Origin of the sequence: Dysgonomonas sp. 37-18 (assembly GCF_001899125.1) — a bacterium.
Taxonomy (GTDB): Bacteria; Bacteroidota; Bacteroidia; order Bacteroidales; family Dysgonomonadaceae; genus Dysgonomonas.
The window spans coordinates 92,862-112,323 of sequence record NZ_MKVC01000016.1; the positions used below are offsets into that span (position 1 = coordinate 92,862).

19 protein-coding genes are annotated in these 19,462 nt (G+C 38.1%); 15 read left to right on the forward strand and 4 right to left on the reverse strand.

Translation table 11 applies throughout. From position 1 onward, the window contains the following. Nucleotides 1-5: 5 nt before the first annotated feature. The 5 genes from BGO84_RS06090 to BGO84_RS06110 all read left to right on the forward strand — a co-directional run bounded on the left by BGO84_RS06090 (nucleotide 6) and on the right by BGO84_RS06110 (nucleotide 4,352). A complete protein-coding gene (locus BGO84_RS06090; RefSeq protein ID WP_291028447.1) occupies nucleotides 6-1,040 on the forward strand; it encodes an agmatine deiminase family protein in 1,035 nt (344 codons plus the stop codon). 13 nt (nucleotides 1,041-1,053) lie between these two features. Beyond that, on the forward strand, nucleotides 1,054-1,278 hold the full coding sequence (locus BGO84_RS06095; RefSeq protein WP_006842014.1) for a hypothetical protein: 225 nt from the start codon (nucleotides 1,054-1,056) through the stop codon (nucleotides 1,276-1,278). A gap of 6 nt (nucleotides 1,279-1,284) precedes the next feature. Further along, nucleotides 1,285-2,160 (forward strand): carbon-nitrogen hydrolase, encoded by an 876-nt coding sequence (locus BGO84_RS06100; protein ID WP_291028450.1) that lies wholly within the window; start codon nucleotides 1,285-1,287, stop codon nucleotides 2,158-2,160. Nucleotides 2,161-2,661: 501 nt separating this feature from the next. After that, nucleotides 2,662-3,855, forward strand: coding sequence for an MFS transporter (locus BGO84_RS06105; RefSeq protein ID WP_291028452.1), 1,194 nt, complete (start codon nucleotides 2,662-2,664; stop codon nucleotides 3,853-3,855). Between the two features lie 32 nt (nucleotides 3,856-3,887). Beyond that, complete coding sequence (locus BGO84_RS06110; RefSeq protein WP_291028454.1) at nucleotides 3,888-4,352, forward strand: DUF3788 family protein; 465 nt, start codon at nucleotides 3,888-3,890, stop codon at nucleotides 4,350-4,352. 59 nt (nucleotides 4,353-4,411) lie between these two features. Here the strand turns inward: BGO84_RS06110 and BGO84_RS06115 are convergent, their stop codons facing one another. Both BGO84_RS06115 and BGO84_RS06120 read right to left on the reverse strand, forming a co-directional pair. Beyond that, nucleotides 4,412-4,570, reverse strand: a complete 159-nt coding sequence (locus BGO84_RS06115) for a hypothetical protein (protein ID WP_006842008.1) — start codon at nucleotides 4,568-4,570, stop codon at nucleotides 4,412-4,414. A gap of 114 nt (nucleotides 4,571-4,684) precedes the next feature. Continuing rightward, complete coding sequence (locus tag BGO84_RS06120; protein ID WP_291028456.1) at nucleotides 4,685-5,911, reverse strand: carboxypeptidase-like regulatory domain-containing protein; 1,227 nt, start codon at nucleotides 5,909-5,911, stop codon at nucleotides 4,685-4,687. A gap of 249 nt (nucleotides 5,912-6,160) precedes the next feature. On the opposite strand from BGO84_RS06120, the gene ybeY reads away from it, so the two are divergent. The 7 genes from ybeY (at nucleotide 6,161) to BGO84_RS06155 (ending at nucleotide 13,623) form a co-directional block, all read left to right on the forward strand. Then, nucleotides 6,161-6,580: an rRNA maturation RNase YbeY gene (ybeY, locus tag BGO84_RS06125; protein ID WP_135107043.1), complete on the forward strand. Its 420-nt coding sequence runs from the start codon at nucleotides 6,161-6,163 to the stop codon at nucleotides 6,578-6,580. Nucleotides 6,581-6,586: 6 nt separating this feature from the next. Then, nucleotides 6,587-7,510 (forward strand): putative sulfate exporter family transporter, encoded by a 924-nt coding sequence (locus BGO84_RS06130; protein WP_291028458.1) that lies wholly within the window; start codon nucleotides 6,587-6,589, stop codon nucleotides 7,508-7,510. Beyond that, on the forward strand, nucleotides 7,510-8,292 hold the full coding sequence (locus BGO84_RS06135; RefSeq protein ID WP_135107047.1) for a sulfide/dihydroorotate dehydrogenase-like FAD/NAD-binding protein: 783 nt from the start codon (nucleotides 7,510-7,512) through the stop codon (nucleotides 8,290-8,292). The genes BGO84_RS06130 and BGO84_RS06135 overlap by 1 nt, the downstream gene beginning before the upstream one ends. 77 nt (nucleotides 8,293-8,369) lie before the next feature. Then, nucleotides 8,370-9,842, forward strand: a complete 1,473-nt coding sequence (gene gltA, locus BGO84_RS06140) for an NADPH-dependent glutamate synthase (protein ID WP_291028460.1) — start codon at nucleotides 8,370-8,372, stop codon at nucleotides 9,840-9,842. 406 nt (nucleotides 9,843-10,248) lie between these two features. Further along, the gene (locus tag BGO84_RS06145; protein WP_006842002.1) at nucleotides 10,249-12,030 is read left to right on the forward strand and encodes a biotin/lipoyl-containing protein; all 1,782 of its coding nucleotides are present in this window, start codon (nucleotides 10,249-10,251) and stop codon (nucleotides 12,028-12,030) included. A 197-nt stretch (nucleotides 12,031-12,227) separates the two neighbouring features. Then, nucleotides 12,228-12,992, forward strand: a complete 765-nt coding sequence (locus tag BGO84_RS06150) for a DUF5040 domain-containing protein (protein WP_291028462.1) — start codon at nucleotides 12,228-12,230, stop codon at nucleotides 12,990-12,992. 4 nt (nucleotides 12,993-12,996) lie between these two features. Continuing rightward, nucleotides 12,997-13,623 (forward strand): 4'-phosphopantetheinyl transferase superfamily protein, encoded by a 627-nt coding sequence (locus BGO84_RS06155; RefSeq protein WP_291028464.1) that lies wholly within the window; start codon nucleotides 12,997-12,999, stop codon nucleotides 13,621-13,623. A gap of 23 nt (nucleotides 13,624-13,646) precedes the next feature. Here the strand turns inward: BGO84_RS06155 and BGO84_RS06160 are convergent, their stop codons facing one another. After that, complete coding sequence (locus tag BGO84_RS06160) at nucleotides 13,647-14,150, reverse strand: DUF6146 family protein (RefSeq protein ID WP_291028466.1); 504 nt, start codon at nucleotides 14,148-14,150, stop codon at nucleotides 13,647-13,649. Between the two features lie 304 nt (nucleotides 14,151-14,454). Then, nucleotides 14,455-16,665, reverse strand: coding sequence for a RelA/SpoT family protein (locus tag BGO84_RS06165; RefSeq protein ID WP_291028468.1), 2,211 nt, complete (start codon nucleotides 16,663-16,665; stop codon nucleotides 14,455-14,457). A 278-nt stretch (nucleotides 16,666-16,943) separates the two neighbouring features. Here BGO84_RS06165 and BGO84_RS06170 point away from each other — a divergent pair, with 278 nt between their 5' ends. From BGO84_RS06170 to aroQ, 3 genes are all read left to right on the forward strand, one after another. Beyond that, nucleotides 16,944-17,558 (forward strand): hypothetical protein, encoded by a 615-nt coding sequence (locus BGO84_RS06170; RefSeq protein WP_291028470.1) that lies wholly within the window; start codon nucleotides 16,944-16,946, stop codon nucleotides 17,556-17,558. A 74-nt stretch (nucleotides 17,559-17,632) separates the two neighbouring features. Next, entirely contained in the window at nucleotides 17,633-18,895 is a 1,263-nt protein-coding gene (locus tag BGO84_RS06175; RefSeq protein WP_291028472.1) for a PLP-dependent transferase, read from the forward strand. A 105-nt stretch (nucleotides 18,896-19,000) separates the two neighbouring features. After that, nucleotides 19,001-19,429: a type II 3-dehydroquinate dehydratase gene (gene aroQ, locus BGO84_RS06180; protein WP_135107067.1), complete on the forward strand. Its 429-nt coding sequence runs from the start codon at nucleotides 19,001-19,003 to the stop codon at nucleotides 19,427-19,429. Nucleotides 19,430-19,462: the final 33 nt, after the last annotated feature.

The window sequence follows — 19,462 nt, forward strand, 5'->3', positions numbered from 1 at the left end:
TGATAATGAATCATATATTTTTTCCACCCGAATGGTATCCGCAAAGTGCAATACAGTTAACATGGCCTCATCCTGATACCGATTGGGATTATATGCTCGAAGAAGTTACTGCATGCTATGTGAATATAGCAGTAGAAATACTGAAAAGGCAAAAATTAATTGTTGTGTGTCACAATGCAGAAACCGTGAAATATGAGTTGAAAGAGCATAAAGACTTATTCCCAAACCTCACATTGGTAGAATTGCCAACCAATGATACATGGGCACGTGATCACAGCGGGATATCTGTTATCAATAATGGAAAAAAACAGGTGTATGATTTCACATTCAATGGATGGGGATTAAAGTTTGCATCGAACTACGACAATCAAATAAGCAGAGGCTTGTTCAAAAACGGTATATTTAAAAGTGATGTAGAGTTAATCAACAAGAAGGATTTTGCCCTCGAAGGAGGCGCATTGGAATCGGACGGAAAAGGCACACTTTTGACTACATCCGAATGCTTGCTTTCTGCAAACAGAAATTCTTTCATGTCAAAAGATGAAATAGAAAAGTATCTAAAAGAAGCCTTCGGACTAAATAAGATATTATGGTTAGATCATGGTTACCTAAGTGGAGATGATACTGATAGCCATATAGACACATTAGCTCGCTATTGCGACGAACACACAATTGTATATGTAAAATGTGAAGATAAAAACGACGAACACTATGAAGCTTTGGGCAAGATGGAGGAACAATTAAAAACCTTCACCGATTATCAAGGCAATCCATATAAGTTAATCTCGCTGCCTATGGCAAAAGCCGTATACGACGAAGACAATGAAAGGCTTCCGGCGACTTACGCCAATTTCCTTATAATGAACGATGTTGTACTACTTCCATTCTACAACGATCAGGAAAGAGATACAGAGGCCAAAGAGAAATTAGAAATAGCTTTTCCTACAAGAGAAATCATAGGAATAGATTGTTCTTCCTTGATACGTCAACATGGTTCGTTACACTGTATAACGATGCAATATCCCGATAATTTTGTATAATACCCAAGCGTTTATGAAAGATCAAAAAGCATTATTATTAAGGTGTATAAAAAATGATGTTCCGGCGATGGTATTTTCGGGAAACGACATATTATTTCTACCTTTACTTAAACAATATTATCTGGATGCTAAAAAAGGTGGATGCACGCAAGAGTTTCTGGATGACATTCAGTTAAGGATTGATGAGTTTGAGAAACATATACAAATGTCTCCCAATACAATTAAATTACCAGATTAGAGGATTATGAAAATAGGAATCATACAACAGGCAAATACTCCTGATATACAGAAAAATATAGCAGGACTAAAAGATAAAATCCGTAAGGCAGCAAACGAAGGTGCACAACTCATTGTTTTACAAGAGCTGCACAATTCGCTTTATTTCTGTCAAGTAGAGGATACAAATATTTTTGATCTGGCCGAAACAATACCCGGACCGTCTACCGACGACTTTGGGACTCTGGCTAAAGAGTTAGGAGTTGTCATTGTACTTTCCCTATTCGAACGTCGTGCTCCCGGACTGTATCACAATACAGCTGTAGTAATAGAAAAAGACGGAACTATTGCAGGTAAATATCGCAAGATGCATATTCCTGACGATCCTGCTTATTACGAAAAATTTTATTTCACTCCCGGAGATCTTGGCTTTAAGCCCATAGAAACATCATTGGGTAAACTTGGCATTTTGGTATGTTGGGATCAGTGGTACCCCGAAGCTGCACGCCTGATGGCAATGGCTGGGGCTGATATTCTTATTTACCCTACAGCTATAGGCTGGGAATCGACCGATACAGAAGACGAGAAAAACCGCCAGCTTGGCGCTTGGGTGATCTCTCAACGAGGGCACGCAGTTGCTAACGGACTGCACGTTGTATCTGTAAATCGCACAGGATATGAACCCGACCCATCGGGACAAACCAATGGAATCACTTTCTGGGGAAACAGCTTCGTTGCAGGCCCTCAAGGCGAAATTCTATGGCAGGCATCCAACGACAAAGAAGAAGTACAAATAGTAGAGGTAGATATGAAGCGCTCTGAGCAGGTACGACGTTGGTGGCCATTCTTCCGAGACAGACGTATAGATGCATTCGGTGATATTACAAAGCGTTTTATCGATTAATGTAGGTATACATTTGTAGGCTTCATATTATTCATTCGTACATATAACTTGGATAGTTATATAATACAAGGATCCTTAGTAGAGATAATAAGAACAGCCTTGTAGACAGACTTCTGTTTGTAATCTCAAGATAAGAATATCTTTTCCTATAAAAGATTTCACTTCGTTGAGAAATGTTTTTTAGTTCTGCCGGTTCTCCAAAACCGGCGAAACCGAGCCCATAAAAAGAGTATCTTATAAGTATAAAATTATCTATTAAGTAGAAAGCAATAGCGAATATTATATATTGTTTTTAGCCTTTGATAAAATTAGAAACAGAAAAAAGGTAACAATTAAAAACAGCAAATAAAGTGTCACTTTTGTCACCTTTTTGACAATAAATATCTCTTTATATGCAACTTAAGCATTTCACAATATTTTAAATAAATCACAGTAAAGTCTACGACTAAGGTGTAAAAACGATAAAAGGCTTTAAGCTGAATAAAAGTAAATTTGACAACAATGCCAGAAAAAGAAAACGAATTGTTTTTATCAAAAAGCATCCTTTGGCTGATGGCAATAGGTGCAGGCCTTGTAGTAGCCAACAATTACTACAATCAGCCCTTACTGGGCGTTATAGCCAAAGAACTGGGTGAATCTGAGTCAGCAACAAGTAAGGTCGCAATGTTTACCCAGATGGGATATGCTGCCGGATTATTACTTATAATTCCACTTGGTGACATGTTTAGACGAAAAAAGATTATCCTTATCGATTTCTTTTTCATAATCCTTTCATTAGTCGTTTTCGCTTTGAGTAAGTCCTTAATAGTCATGCTCGCAGCGAGCTTTTGTATCGGGCTTACATCTGTTGTTCCTCAGATATTTGTGCCCATAGCAGCCCAATTATCGCGTCCCGAAGAGAAGGGACGAAATGTAGGTATCGTTATGAGTGGATTGCTTATCGGCATTTTAGGGTCACGTGTTTTTAGCGGTGTTGTAGGAGAATATCTCGGCTGGCGGAATGTATTCCTCATTGCTGCAGGACTCATGATTATACTAGCTGTACTCATTGCATGGATGCTACCAAATATGCAACCAACCTTTAAGGGCACTTACGGACAACTGATGGGATCTGTTATACGATATGCACGAAGCATTCCGAGCTTACAATTAGCTTCATTAAGGGGAGCTTTGGGATTTGCCTCTTTCTCTGCATTTTGGACTACCCTCACTTTCAGGCTTCAGGAAGCTCCTTACTTTCAGGGAAGCGATGTGGCCGGATCTTTGGGCTTGTTCGGAATAGCAGGTGCGCTGGCGGCTACCCTTGTAGGACAAGCATCGGGCAAAGTAAACAAAAACAAGCTTATAGCCATAGCGACCTTCATTATGATCGTTTCGTGGGGCGTGTTTGGGATGGCCGATAGCACTTACATAGGAATCATTGTGGGTATTATTCTTTTAGATATGGGGCTGCAAGCAATGCATGTCACCAATCAAACAATTGTACTATCATCCCAGCCAGAAGCTGCCAATCGTTTGAATACAGTTTATATGGTCTCTTATTTCATAGGAGGTTCTATCGGGACATTCGTAGGAGGTAAGGCCTGGGGAGCTTATGGATGGAATGGCGTTGTATTTACAGGAGCCTTTTTTGTAAGCTTATGTCTTGTCGTACATTTAATTATAAGCAGAAAACCAAAATTCAACGAAAAATAGTTATCTTTACAACTATCAGAAATAAGATGTTTATGAATACACCATTACCTGAACGAATTTATAGGGAAGATCCATTGCCCAATATGGATGAGATAAGAGAGTTTATTGCACAGAAAGAAGCAGTGCAAGCCTTTGATTCGTTACTTGATTTTCTGAATGAAAACTATAACTTCGAACAAGAGATTTCTTTTGGAGGGAAAAATTATGGGGTAATTATTCGCTACCGCAAGAATGGTAAAACACTAGTATCCATACTTCCCGAAAAAGATGCATTCTCAGTAATCCTTATATATGGTAAGAAAGAAGTTATAACGTTTAATGCGTACAGGGAGTCCTTCAGCAATCTGTTCACAACGATATTCGATCAAACACCTCAGCTACATGATGGTAAGTGGATGCTAATCAGAGTTGAAGACAGTTCTTTATTACAAGAGCTGGAACGCATGATAATGATAAAGAAAGCGATAAAGAGGGAGAAAAGAGAAGCAACAAACTAATTCGAGAAACCTTTTTTTCGTAAAAGGTGCATTTCTAGTTTAGTTCGATAATCAATCTATTATTTATGCGAACGTCCTAAATAGTAAGATACTACAAGCGAACCAACCTGCAATCCCATTAAGAGCCAGAATGCATTTCTCCTCCTATTTTTACGTTTCAGAGCTTTTAACTCCTGTATTTGCTTTTCATTCAATAAGTCACATTCATGATTTTCCATATTATCTATTTTTTGTGTATTAACTATTTATGTAACAAAGTAAGGCGTGATTTGATCACCTATTTTTGATAATTTATAAAATTCCAACCATTCTTTATCTTCAGGCTATTCATATCATTTTACCAAAAGAGCTATTGCCACGGCAGGAACAACAAACTTAACTACATTAAATATTTTTTTACTCATTGGCACCTGCCTTGTTGGAGCTATCCCCGATCCTTGATAATAAGTCTCCAGATCCTGAGCAAAATTTTCATCCCAGAATTCACGGGTGGTAGAGTCGGGGAAATAAAACAGCTCTTGACAGAAACCCGACAAACGCCGATTTCGCATTTGCTTTTTTTCTATGACACCTTTAAACTCAACATCACAAAAGTAAGTGATCTCATCCTCCTTGCCAAATTCGTCTAGGGTCTGAAAACGATAGTAAGTATAGCAATCAGACATATAATACTTATCTCCTATCTTTTTGAAAGAGAAACGACCGACCTTTCTCTTTATTTTAACTCGGTTTCCCATATACCGCTTATACGGCTGACTAGCCAAAACAGAGTCGATAGACTCTATCTCCATAGAAGCAATAGTCATATCATCTTTATTAATGAATATCTCACCTCGTGCCCAACCATCCTTGCCTTGAAGAGGCTCAATCTGCAAAACGATATATGAACTATCAGATGTGAAAGAACGTGTAGTTTCGTTATTCTCACTTTTGCCAAAGGTAAATAGATGTGAAGCATGATATTCTGCCCCGTACAATTCCGAAGTAGGAGTCACTGTTCGTTGCACACGCCTTATATCAATAATATTGAGCATATAAGGTACTCTCTCCCTTTTCATATTTTTCTTCAGATCCTTCTCTTTCAGTGTTGTTGCATACTTCATATATATTTCGTTCTGCAATGTATCCGACTTTTTCGTCTGCTGAAAGTGCAACAAGTATCCCAAATGAAGATCGAGCAAGAGCTTCTTCTTCGTGTTTTGCATTGCTTCATCCAACAGAGCATCTGCATCTCCCGGGCTAATAACAATGGGGTTAAGATATACAGGATTCAATTCCATCCGAACAACAGGGTTTATCAAAAGTGAACTTTTAGCAACAGATTTCACTTTGTAACCAATACATTGGAAATGAATAACATCTTCGCTTACAGTCGGAATAGCATATCTTCCTTTAGTATCTGTATTAACATAGTCTCTCGAAGTGGCTCCATACTGTACTATCACATCCGCTATAGGTTTGTTGCTATCCTTATCGATGACTGTTCCTTGAATTAAAGTTTGTGCAAAAAGATGACTACCGATAAAGGTCAATAAGACTAGAAAAAGACATTTTCTCATATAAAAGTTTTGAGTAAGTTATGCATAAATGGAACCCTATTTATAAAAACGCGATTTTCAATCGAATCATATATTTACACAGCAAACAGACAGTAAAAAACATTTAACGAAAACAAATTCATATATTTTAGTATGGAATACAGTAAATGTACATTGTATTTTTGTACCTTTATCGCGCAGTTATTAAAATTCTATTTTTAATAGCATTTTTTAATAAATCGCTATACATAAAACTATCATACAGTTACCATGTCTATACTCTATCAAGCAGAGGAAGTAAAACTTCCGTCTATAAAGAAACGTAAAACTACAGACTGGATAAAACTGGTTGCCACATCTTATGGTAAACAGATTGGAGATATTTCATTTATTTTTTGCTCCGACAAAAAAATACTTGAAGTAAATAACCAGTATTTGCAACACGACTATTATACTGATATTATTACATTCGACTATAGTGAAGATGATATAATATCGGGGGACATCTTTATCAGTGTAGATACAGTCAAAAGCAACTCTGAAACGTTCGGAACGAATTACGATGAAGAGCTTAACCGTATTATAATACACGGAATACTGCATCTGTGTGGGATCAATGACAAAGGGCCCGGAGAAAGAGAATATATGACTGAATGCGAAAACAAAGCATTAAAAATATTGGAGGCATAGACAATCGTGCAAAAGTTTCTGAGCAAATTATATTATATCGTACCAATCTGCTGTTTCTTCCCGTTCTTCTCAGCACCGTTGGCTTTATTTCTCGGTATAATACTCGCTTTTTTCTATAAAGGGGAGGAAGTAGTTAAAACAGGAAAGCTAACAAAATATCTCCTGCAAGCATCTATTGTATGCATGGGTTTTTCGATGTCGATGCATGAGGTTATCCAAACAGGGAAAACAGGATTTATGATCACTGTCGGCTCTGTTCTGATAACAGTTTTGGCGGGTATTGGACTCGGATTATTATTGAAAGTAGGAAAAAACACAACATTACTTATATCTAGCGGAACAGCCATTTGTGGAGGCAGTGCCATTGCTGCCGTTGCCCCGGTTTTGGGGGCAAAAAACAACGAGATAAGTTTTTCACTTGCTGTTGTTTTTGTATTAAATGCTGTAGGGTTATTTATTTTCCCTGCTATCGGACATCTACTTCAAATGGATCAGACCCATTTCGGATATTGGGCTGCCATAGCTATACACGACACCAGCTCGGTAGTAGGAGCTTGTTCGGCATACGGAGAGCAGGCCCTGCAAGTGGGTACAACGGTAAAATTAACACGTACACTCTGGATTATACCGCTTGCACTATGCATTGCGTTCTTTAATAAAAATAAAACCTCGAAAATAACAATCCCTTGGTTTATATTTCTGTTTGTTGTTGCTATCATTATAGGAAACTATATTCCTGGAATGACAGAAACAAACGAACATCTCAGCTGGCTTGGAAAAAAAGGAATGATGATTTCTTTATTCTTTATCGGAGCCTCTATTAATCTGGAAGAAGTAAAAAAAACAGGTGTAAACACCTTTCTTCTAGGCATTCTTCTTTGGTTTGTAATAGCTGTATTATCTTTATACTGGATTAAACTAATGTTTTAATGAACAAAATTGTAGACAAAGAGTATTTCTCTGAAAACGTAGTTAAGTTTGAGGTTGAAGCACCTCTTATCGCTAAAAGCCGTAAGGCCGGCCACTTTGTCATTGTACGTGTTGGCGAGAAAGGCGAGCGTATACCTTTAACCATTGCAGCATCTGACCTTAACAAAGGAACTATCACTATTGTTATTCAGGCTGTAGGAGCCTCTTCAAAAAAGATTTGCGAACTAAATGTGGGCGATTACATAACCGATATTGTTGGCCCGCTAGGACAAGCAACCCATATCGAAAACTACGGAACGGTTATCTGTGCTGGGGGTGGAGTAGGTATTGCGCCAATGCTTCCAATTATAGAAGCGATGAAAAGAGCCGGAAATAAAGTTATTTCTGTCTTGGCAGCACGCACCAAAGACCTTGTAATACTCGAAAAACAAGTAGCCGAATACTCGGACGAAGTAATAGTTATGACCGATGATGGTTCGTACGGACACAAAGGATTGATTACAAATGGTGTTGAGATGGTAATTAATCGTGAGAAAGTAGACTTATGTGTAACCATAGGCCCTGCTATTATGATGAAATTCGTTTCTTTACTGACTCAGAAATACAATATTCCTACAATGGCTTCATTAAATACCATTATGGTAGACGGCACAGGCATGTGCGGTGCTTGTCGTGTATCGGTAGGAGGAAAAACTAAATTTGTATGTGTTGATGGTCCCGAGTTTAATGCTCACGAAGTAGATTTCGACGAAATGCTAATGAGGCTAAGAGCTTATAGTTAAATCAATTATTGAGTAAAACTAAAAATATCAGCTCAGTCTTATTACCTATAACTAATTACTTACAACTTACGACTAAAATGACAGAACAAGAATATATACAAGCACGCCGAAGCGAACCATGGAGAGAGGAACTGCGTAAAACGATGAAGGCTAAAGAACGAGGAGAAAAATCTCGTGTACACATGCCCGAGTTGGATGCTGAATACAGAAGCCACTCCCTGAAAGAAGAAGTTAATTTAGGACTTACCGCCGAACAAGCTATGGCAGAAGCGGCACGATGCCTCGACTGCGCAAACCCTACTTGTATGGAAGGTTGTCCGGTGGGAATCCAAATACCAACCTTCATTAAAAACATAGAACGTGGTGAATTTCTTGAAGCAGCTAAAGTGCTGAAAGAAACAAGCGCCTTGCCTGCTGTATGCGGACGTGTATGCCCACAAGAAAAGCAGTGTGAAGCGAAATGTATCTATATACAAAAAATGAAAAAAGAGCCCGTAGCTATCGGATACTTAGAACGCTTTGCGGCAGACTATGAGCGTGAAAGCGGACAAGTAGCTATACCCGAACTAGCTCCTGCCAATGGCATAAAAACAGCGGCTGTAGGCTCAGGCCCGGCCGGACTTTCTTTTGCCGGAGATATGGCAAAACGAGGATATGACGTAACTGTATTTGAGGCACTACATGAGATTGGGGGCGTTCTTAAATATGGTATACCAGAGTTCCGTCTTCCAAACGAAATAGTAGACGTTGAAATAAATGTGCTTCGTGATATGGGGGTTAAGTTCGTCAAGAATTGTATTGTTGGAAAAACGATTACCCACGAAGACCTGAGAGAAAAAGGCTTCAAAGGGATTTTTGCTGCAAGCGGAGCAGGGCTTCCTAACTTCATGAATATTCCGGGAGAAAATCTGATTGGAGTGATGTCGTCTAATGAATATCTTACCCGTGTCAACCTGATGGATGCATCAAACCCGGAAAGTGACACCCCTGTGCAAATGGGTAAGAAAGTTGCTGTTATAGGTGCAGGTAACACTGCTATGGATGCGATACGTACAGCAAAACGTTTAGGTGCAGAAAAAGCATATATCATTTATCGCCGCTCGGAAGAAGAAATGCCGGCCCGTATAGAGGAAGTAAAACATGCCAAAGAAGAAGGTATTGAGTTCTATACGCTGCATAATCCAATTAAGTACGAAGGTGATGAAAAAGGTCATGTAAAACGAATGCTCCTACAGAAGATGGAGCTTGGTGAACCGGACGCATCTGGTCGTCGTAAGCCTATCGCAATCGAAGGAGCTACTGAATGGTTCGACATAGATGAAGTAATAGTCAGTGTTGGAGTATCTCCAAATCCATTAATTCCTTCAACGTTTAAAGGTCTTCAAGTTTCTAAGTGGGGAACAATCATTGTGAATCAGGAAACAATGCAATCTGACCTGCCGGATGTATATGCGGGGGGTGACATCGTTCGTGGAGGGGCAACAGTTATTCTGGCCATGGGTGATGGACGTAAAGCTGCTGCAGCAATGGACAAAGCATTAAAAGGATAAAAAAAGATCTATTTATATAAGTAAGCCCTCATTGGTTCTTATCAATGAGGGTTTCGTTTTTTATCAAAAAATACAGATAAGATTTTCAATCCATTCGCAGCATAAGTACTATAAAATCACATTCTTTCTCTAGAAAGGTTAATTTCACATTCAGAATCAAAAAGATTGCGCACTTTTATCTTCTTTGTGCAACCCATATGAGTAGTGAACAAAAAATAGAAAGATTACGTTTTTTTTATGACAAATTGACAATTTTAATATTGTTTTTGCTTATTTATTCGGATATAAAAAGCTAAATTTGTGAGGCTATTAAAGGATTGATATACAATTAATGAATTAATATATTTAGAGTGTACATAGCCTGCATTTTATGTTACTCTTATCAGTATAATACCTAAAAAAAGTTATGGGAAGAGAAATTAAATTCAGCCTCGTTTATCGTGACATGTGGCAGTCATCGGGAAAGTACCAGCCGCGTGTTGACCAATTGACACAAGTTGCACCGGTTATTATTGACATGGGATGTTTTGCTCGTGTTGAAACGAATGGTGGCGCTTTTGAACAAGTAAATTTGCTTTACGGAGAAAATCCAAACAAAGCAGTTCGTGAATGGACAGCTCCTTTCAACAAAGTTGGCATCCAAACACACATGCTTGAACGTGGATTAAATGCTCTACGCATGTACCCTGTTCCAAAAGATGTTCGTCAATTGATGTTTAAAGTAAAACATGCACAAGGGACTAATATCTCTCGTTCGTTTGATGGATTGAATGACCCTCGCAACCTTGAACTTTCTGTAAAATATGCAAAAGAAGCCGGCATGATTTCTCAAGCTGCTCTTTGTATTACTTCGTCCCCTATCCATACAGTAGAATACTATGTAAACTTTGCTGACAAATTAGTAGAGTTTGGAGCTGACGAATTATGCTTAAAAGATATGGCCGGTGTAGGACGTCCTGCTTTCCTCGGCAAACTAGTGAAAGCACTGAAAGACCGCCATCCAAATATTCCGATTCAGTATCATGGACACACAGGTCCGGGCTTCTCTGTAGCTTCTATGCTCGAAGTTGCACGTGCAGGTGCTGACTATGTAGATACAGCAATCGAACCTTTAGCATGGGGAATGGTGCACCCTGATATTATCACAATACAGGCAATGCTCAAAAATGCAGGATTCTCTGTACCTGATATCAATATGAGCGCTTATATGGAAGCTCGCGCATTGACGCAATCATTCATAGACGATTTCTTAGGATATTGGATCGACCCTTCAAACAAAATAATGACATCTCTGCTTGTAGGCTGCGGTCTTCCGGGAGGTATGATGGGCTCTATGATGGCCGACCTTAGAGGTATGCATTCGGCTATCAATATGGCCCTTCGCAACAATGGTAAAGCTGAAGTTACATTGAATGACCTTGTAGTACAATTATTCGAAGAAGTAGAATATATATGGCCTAAACTTGGTTATCCGCCACTCGTAACACCATTCAGCCAATATGTGAAAAATATCGCATTGATGAATATATTCTCGATGGCTCAAGGACAACCTCGTTTCTCTAACATCGACAAAGACAGCTGGAATATGATACTTGGTAAAACAGGTACGCTTCCTGGCAAACTGGATGAAGAAATCGTTGAATTGGCTAAGGCAAAAGGACTTGAATTCTATACAGGTAATCCACAGGATGAATACCCTGACGCTCTTGATTCATATCGCAAAGAAATGGATGAAAACGGCTGGGATTACGGACAAGATGACGAAGAATTGTTTGAATTAGCAATGCACGACCGTCAATACCGTGACTACAAATCAGGATTGGCAAAAGAACGTTTCAATATAGACCTTGAAAAAGAAAAGGAAAAAGCCGGAGCTCCAATCATCGTAACACGTCAGGTAGTAGAAGTACCTGCATTTGATGCGGAAGCGATTAAAGCTAAATATCCGGAAGCAAAACCTCTTCAAGCTACTGTTAGCGGACAGGTTATCTGGCAAGTTGATGTAGACGATGTTTCTACCGCTCCTGTTGTTGGCACATCTGTAAAAGAAGGAGATGTTGTATGTTTTGTTCAAACTTATTATGGTATCGAAGAAGTAAAAGCTCTTACTTCAGGAAAGATTATCCAAATAGAAACAAAACAAGGCGCAAAAGTTCAAAAGAATCAGGTTTTAGCTTATATAGACTAAAAGTATCTGATTTCATATATAAAAAAGCATCATTAATAATGATGCTTTTTTTTGCATATATCCAATTGAAATTGAAGAAAAGGCATTATGTATTATTTAACAATATTAAACCCCCAATAAAATTATCACAATAGCTCTAAAACATTTACCTTTGGCGAAATTTTGAAAGAAAGTTTCGCGGAAAAATAAAGGGAAAAATGAAAAAGCTATTATTATTTATAATTTTGTTAGGGGCATTAAATATCTACGCCCAATCTCCAGAAAAAAACAAATACACTATCTTATTAACAGGCGCATCGTTTGCCTCATCAAACAACGGTTGGTTCGAATTAGCTTGCAAAAGGCTCGATGCTACTCCCATAAACAAGGCTATAGGGGGAGAGGCTATTGCTGATGCGGCAAATAAGATCGCAGCCGATACGCTTTATACAAAACAGCAACTAGAAGATATAGACGCTTTCGTAATAATGCATGTACACGATGAAGATGTTGCCAGTGAAAACGGTCTTAAAGAAAACTATAAAGATTATAAGACACCGTTCGACAGGTCAAATTATGCAGCTGCATACGACTATGTTATCAAGCATTACATTACAGATTGTTACAATTTGAAATTTGATACAAACTCAAAGTATTATAATACCCCGAGCGGAAAACCTGCAATCATAGTTCTATGTACACACTGGCATGACGCACGTATAATATACAATTCTGCAATACGTAAGTTGGCCGATAAGTGGGGCTTTCCGGTTGTAGAATTCGATAAGTATATCGGTTTCTCTAAAAATCACCTACACCCCGTTACCGGAAAGCAATATAGCATTTTGTATGCTCATAATAACGAGAAGGTAAATGGTGTAGAGTATGGATGGCATCCGTATAACGGAGAAGACAAGTATATACAACAACGTATGGCTGCTATATTCACCGATTTGATGAAAAAAGTTCTACCTTTGAAGTAGAATTATGCTATATTACAAAGAATATATAACCGATTCAACCCTATTGGGAATATGGAAGATAGAGGAAACCTGCGAAGAGCTGTTTTCTCTACTTGCCCATCACGAATGGATTCAGAATATATATACAGTAAAGGCTGAATCGAGGGTACTAGAAATATTATCGACGAGGATATTGATAAAAGCACTTACAGATGAGGAAAAAGAAGTGCGCTACAACACTACAGGGAGACCATTTCTCGCAGACGAATCTTATCACATGAGTGTATCTCACACCAAAGGTTATGTAGCTGTAGCGATCAATAAAGAGAAACCCATAGGACTGGATGTGGAGTATATATCAGAAAAGATAAAAAGAGTACAAAGTCGTCTTATTTCCGACAAGGAATATATTGACAAGGACAATGAACTCATCCACCTCCTACTCCACTGGTCGGCAAAAGAAGCTATGTTTAAGTACCTTGATGCCGAAGGTGTTGATTTCCGAAAAAATTTATTTGTAAGTAAGTTTACTCCTGAAGAGAAAGGAGCATTCAATACCAAAGAAACACGGTCGCCACAACACACCGAATTTAAAGCATATTACAAGGTCGAAAAAGAGTTTGTGTTGGTATGTATTGAGGAGAAAAGCTAAAGAACGAAACCATTCAAAGATTATTATAAAACGGTAGTTTGCGAATCATTCAATATAGCAATCCGATGTTCTTTTTCAATAAACTTAAAAAACATATACAGGCGATATTCAAATTCTAACCCATAATATCTATTTGCTTCATAATCAATTTTCACTTCATAGATATCGGGATTGTAGTGCAGCGGCTGACTATAACGATAATTCCATTCGCTTACCATCATTGCATTTTGTATCTTTAACGAAGAAGCAGAATAGAATTCTTTGGGCTTTTGCATAAGCAAGAAAGTTTCATAACCGGGATCAAGGACTGTTATTTCGCAAAGATCATCTAAATCAATCGGCTCATTACCTTTTGTCGTAATAAGAATAATACCATTAAAACGGTTAGAACATATCAGTGGAGGATTTTCTTTAAAAACTTCTATAGACTTTATGTCATCTAAACTAAGAGTACTTAAACTATCTGACTCCATAACTATTCCATCCACAATAAAAAGAGGTGGAACAGAGTTTTTAATAGTAGGCATATCTATTATAATCCGAAAGCCTCGCTCGAATGATGGACTTAAAATATCTAGTATAGCAGGTTAATTAAAAGACGATAAAATTGAAAGTGATTTCATTCTATTGTCTATTTTTATATCATTCAAAAGCTCCCCTTGTCCAAAACACAAACAAGGAATAATAAATGATAAAACAACTATTATTTTTTTCATAGCCACTCCGATTCAGATTACCTTCTTCAAATATAACGAATTACAATAAATAAAAAACAAAAGTAGCATGAATAAAATCCATGCTACTCTATATTGTCAAATGAAGAATGTCAACTCACGCAAGGCGGCTTACTTCCTTCACACCTTTCACTGTTTTCAATTTTTTTATCAGCCCGTTGAGCATATCTGTATTATTCAGCGTCACCGACATATTACCCTGAAACAGTCCATCATTCGAGTCGATGCTGATAGAACGCATATTTATCCCTTGTTCTTTGGCTATAATAGAAGTCAAGTTGTTAATAATACCGATATCATCATTCCCTATTATCCGCAGCGTAACAGTATAGGTAGAGCCCGATTTGCCCGACCACTTGGCAGGAATCACACGATAAGCGAAACGCGAAAACATATCATGGGCATTCGGACAATTTACTCTATGTATCTTTATTCCCTGTGACGATACAAAGCCAAATATTTCGTCACCATATATCGGATTACAGCATTTCGCCAGCTTATAATCCACACCTGTCAGATTTTGATCTATAATCAACTCCTCTTTGCTCGAAGAATCTTTCTTTGTTTCGGGAGTATATACAACGTAATTTTCGGCACTTATAGCCTCATGCTTATCATGCTGTTCTGTTTCTTTTTTCTCTAGGTCAAGATATTGATCTATAACAGAATTGACATCAAGACTTTCTTCTGCTATCTTAATATAGAAGTCTGTGATTGTCTTGAAACCAAGCTTTTTGATCAAACGCATCATTATCGACTCGTTGATCTCTATCTTCCTGTTCTTTACCCGACGCTTGAGTTGTTCCTTAGCGATCTCCACCTGCTTATTCGCTTCTTCCTTGAGGCTTTGACGTATTTTATTCTTCGCTTTCGACGTAGTTACAAAATTGAGCCAGTCCTGCTTTGGCGACTGATTTGGCGAAGTGAGTATTTCTATTTGGTCTCCATTCGACAATTTATGGCGGATAGAAACATTACGTCCATTCACTTTACCCGAAACACAGGTAGAACCAATACGAGAGTGTATCGAAAATGCAAAATCAAGCACTGTTGCCCCATTCGGCAGTTTATGCAAGTCTCCCTTTGGAGTAAATACATAGATCTCATCATCGTAGAGGTCGAGCTTAAAGTTCTCTAATTTCTCACCCGAATCAAGACTTTTATTTTCGAGCATCTCACGCAGTCCGGTCAACCAGTCATCCATCTTCGACTGACTTTTCACACCTTTATACTTCCAGTGTGCTGCCAATCCACGCTCAGCAATCTCATCCATACGACGGGTACGTATCTGCACCTCTACCCAACGGGATTCATGCCCCATAACCGTGGTATGCAACGACTCGTAACCATTACTTTTGGGAATAGAAAGCCAATCTTTCAGCCTTTTTGGATTCGGTGTATAAAGATCGGTTACAATCGAATACGCCTGCCAACACTCAGGTTTTTCTTTATCTAAAGGGGAGTTTAAGACTATGCGAATAGCAAACAAGTCATAAATCGACTCAAAATCTATCTTTTGCTTTTTCAGCTTATTATTAATGGATGATATAGACTTCACACGCCCCTTTATATCATATTTCAGCCCGGTCTCTTTCAGTCTGGCATCTATCGGTGCTATAAATTCGGCAATGTATTTATCACGTGAAGCTTTACTTTCACTTATTTTTTCTACAATATAGTCATAAGACTCTCTATCTGTATATTTCAGATAAAGGTCTTCGAACTCCGTTTTTATATTATACAGTCCCAGCTTGTGTGCCAATGGAGTATAAAGAAACGAAACTTCTACAGCCAATTGCAATCGATGTTGTTCGCTATACTTTTCGGCATTTCGGATACGATGGAGCCGGCTCGCTATTTTTATAAGAATTACCCGCATATCCTCGGCGAGTGTTATCAACAGCTTTATGTAATTGTCCGAAGCCATAGCCGACTCGTTCATTTCCAATGCATTGATCTTCATCAACCCCGACACAATATTTGCTATATCTTTACCAAATATCGTAGATACTTCTTCCAGCGATATCGACTTGTGCATCACAGGACGATAGACTAATAAAGCCAGAATTGCAGCACTTTTCAGCCCAAGCTCTTCCATGAGAATAATAGATGAACTCACTGTAAGGTCTGTAATACTACCAATCTTCTGATCTTTAGCATAGACTCCATCAGCCAATGCCTTCTTTATGACTTTCCTTATTTTCTCAAATTCATCAGGAGTGAGATTAGAATCCAACCCTCTCATCAATCTTTTGAATTTGGAATAAGTCAGGCCTTTATCGTTATATGTGGGGAAATTGTCATTCATTTTCTCTACAAAATATGAGTATATATAATTAAATTGACAAAGACAGGAAAAGATAAATCATATTAATCTCGTATCCGTTTGTAAAATTAACGCTTTTTTGAAAGTGACACGTCTTTTTTATAACAGATGTTTTAATTTTTTCATATTTAGAAACTTTATGCTTTTAGCAGACGTTTTAATGATCAAAGCATTTTAACTTTGCTTATGTTAAATAAACAACCTTGTTTCTCTAGAATAGAAACGGTATAGATTAAAAAAACAATTTATATAAAGCTAAGATGAAGGCAAACGATTACGCTAAACTCGAGAAAGATTATGACTTCAAAAGGCATTACTTTAATAACACATTCTGGTGGAAAACACTACTGATGGTGCCACCTATATGTTTCTTGTTTGTCGGACTTGTAGGAATAATATACTTGTTCAATAGTGACATGCTCGTATCGTGGTATATTATCCCTTATCTTTTTTTGTTCACTGTTGGCACTATTTGGCTAAAAGCACTGAAAAGACACATATTGAAAGCTGCAATGACTACAGAAGGGGCTTTTCATATTTGTCTTGCCACACCATTGGGAGACAAAGGTGACTACACTTATGCCGCATTTGCAAACAATACACGCCGACATGATAAATACTATATCACAAATCTGGTAAAAGAAATATCTCTTCACGACCTCTTGGCCAAGCATGAAGTGTCTTTCAAAAAAGAAGCTATTCTTATACATGACGAAGAAAGTGACAGTGATATATATGTAAAAGCCTATCCTAAAAAAGAAATAAACAAGCGGAATGCAGGATGGAGCCTAAGCGAGGGTTATTTTCCGGTGTTATATATAAACGACAAAAATGTTCCGATAATAAGAAGAAAAGATTTAGTGAGGAAATCATAATTCAATTTCATCTTAACAGGATTTTCACAAGTCTTTTATACCTTTGACACTCAAAATATCAAAGAACATAATTCATGGTTGAAAAAGACTCCAAAAACAAGAAATTTTCCACCCGCATTATCAGTGAAAAATTTTTCAAAAAAGATGTGCATGGTGCAATATCTATGCCTATTTATCGCAATGCTGCTTTCGAGTTTGCCGACTCTGAAAGTATAGCGGCTGCTTTTCAGTACAAAGAAGAGATCCCTTCACACACATATACACGCATAACGAACCCGTCTGTAGAAAATCTGGAACGGAAGATTAAAACAGCATCAGGAGCAGAAACCGTAATGATGGTAGCATCAGGAATGGCCTCAATCTCGAATACCTTCCTTACCATTGCTTATGCAGGAAGTAACATTGTAACATCGCCTCACTTGTTTGGTAATACATTTTCGCTATTTAAATTTACCCTTGCAGCATTCGGAGTTGAAGTGCGCTTTGTAAACACCGACAATCTGGAAGAGATAGCGTCAGCTATAGACGAAAATACATGTGCCTTCTTTTGCGAATTAATTACTAACCCGCATTTAGAGATCGCCAATCTCCCCGAAATATCAAAGATATTGAGAGCTAGAAATGTACCTATGATCGTTGATAGCACTATTATTCCTTGGTGTGGCTTCGATGCCAGAAAAGCAGGTGTAGATATTGAGGTCGTTTCTACAACAAAATATATATCAGGTGGAGCTACGAGTATTGGAGGTGCAATCCTCGATTACGGTACGTTCGACTGGGCGCACAACAAGCGTTTAGCAAATGTAGCAAAAACCGACGGTGTATCTCAGTTCTCATTTAAGCTGAAACGTGAGATAGCCCGCAACATAGGGGCTGCAATGGACCCAGATACAGCCTACCAACAATCGCTAGGTATGGAAACGCTGGAATTACGTTTCGAAAAAATGTCTGAAACGGCATATGAATTGGCGCAATTCCTTTCAGAACTGCCGGATGTTGTGAAAGTAGGTTATCCAAAATTAACCGGCTCTGCATATAAAAATATATCGGATTCCCTGTTTGTTGGTAATCCGGGTGCTATGCTGACATTTAGCCTGAAAGACAAAAAAGCTTGTTACGACTTCATGGATAAACTTTGCATTATCCGTAGAGCAACAAACTTGTTCGATAATAAAACATTAATTATACACCCCGACTCAACCATCTATGGCACATTTACACCCGAGATGAAGGAGATAATGGGTATAAAAAGTAATCTTATGCGCCTCTCTGTAGGTCTCGAAGATCCGGATGACCTTAAAGCTGACATATTGCAAGCTTTAGGTAAACAAAACTAATCTTGATTTTTAATTGTTATAAGATTATATCATTCAAAGAAAAAGTAGTACTTTTGTGCTCTGATTATGCGAAACGCAAATAATTGGGGCTAAATAGCTGATATAATGAAGATATTGATACTAAATGGACCAAATTTGAACCTGTTGGGAAAACGTGAACCGGAAGTTTACGGGAACATTTCTTTCGAAAATTATTTTACCCAATTGCAACAAAACTATCCAGATTGCGAATTATCTTATTTTCAGTCCAATCACGAAGGAGCTATTATAGACAAAATACATGAAACCGGATTTACATACGATGGCATTGTGCTCAATGCGGGAGCATATACGCATACTTCCATTGCCATACATGATGCCATAAAGGCTGTAACAACTCCGGTAGTTGAGGTGCATATCTCAAACATTCATACCCGTGAGAATTTCCGACACAAATCAATGATCGCTGCAGCCTGCAAAGGTTCTGTCGTTGGGTTAGGTCTGTTATCATACGAATTTGCTATCGACTATTTTCTGAAAGCAAAGAAAATATAAGATTGCAAGTGCAAATCTTTTAAAGAACTATAT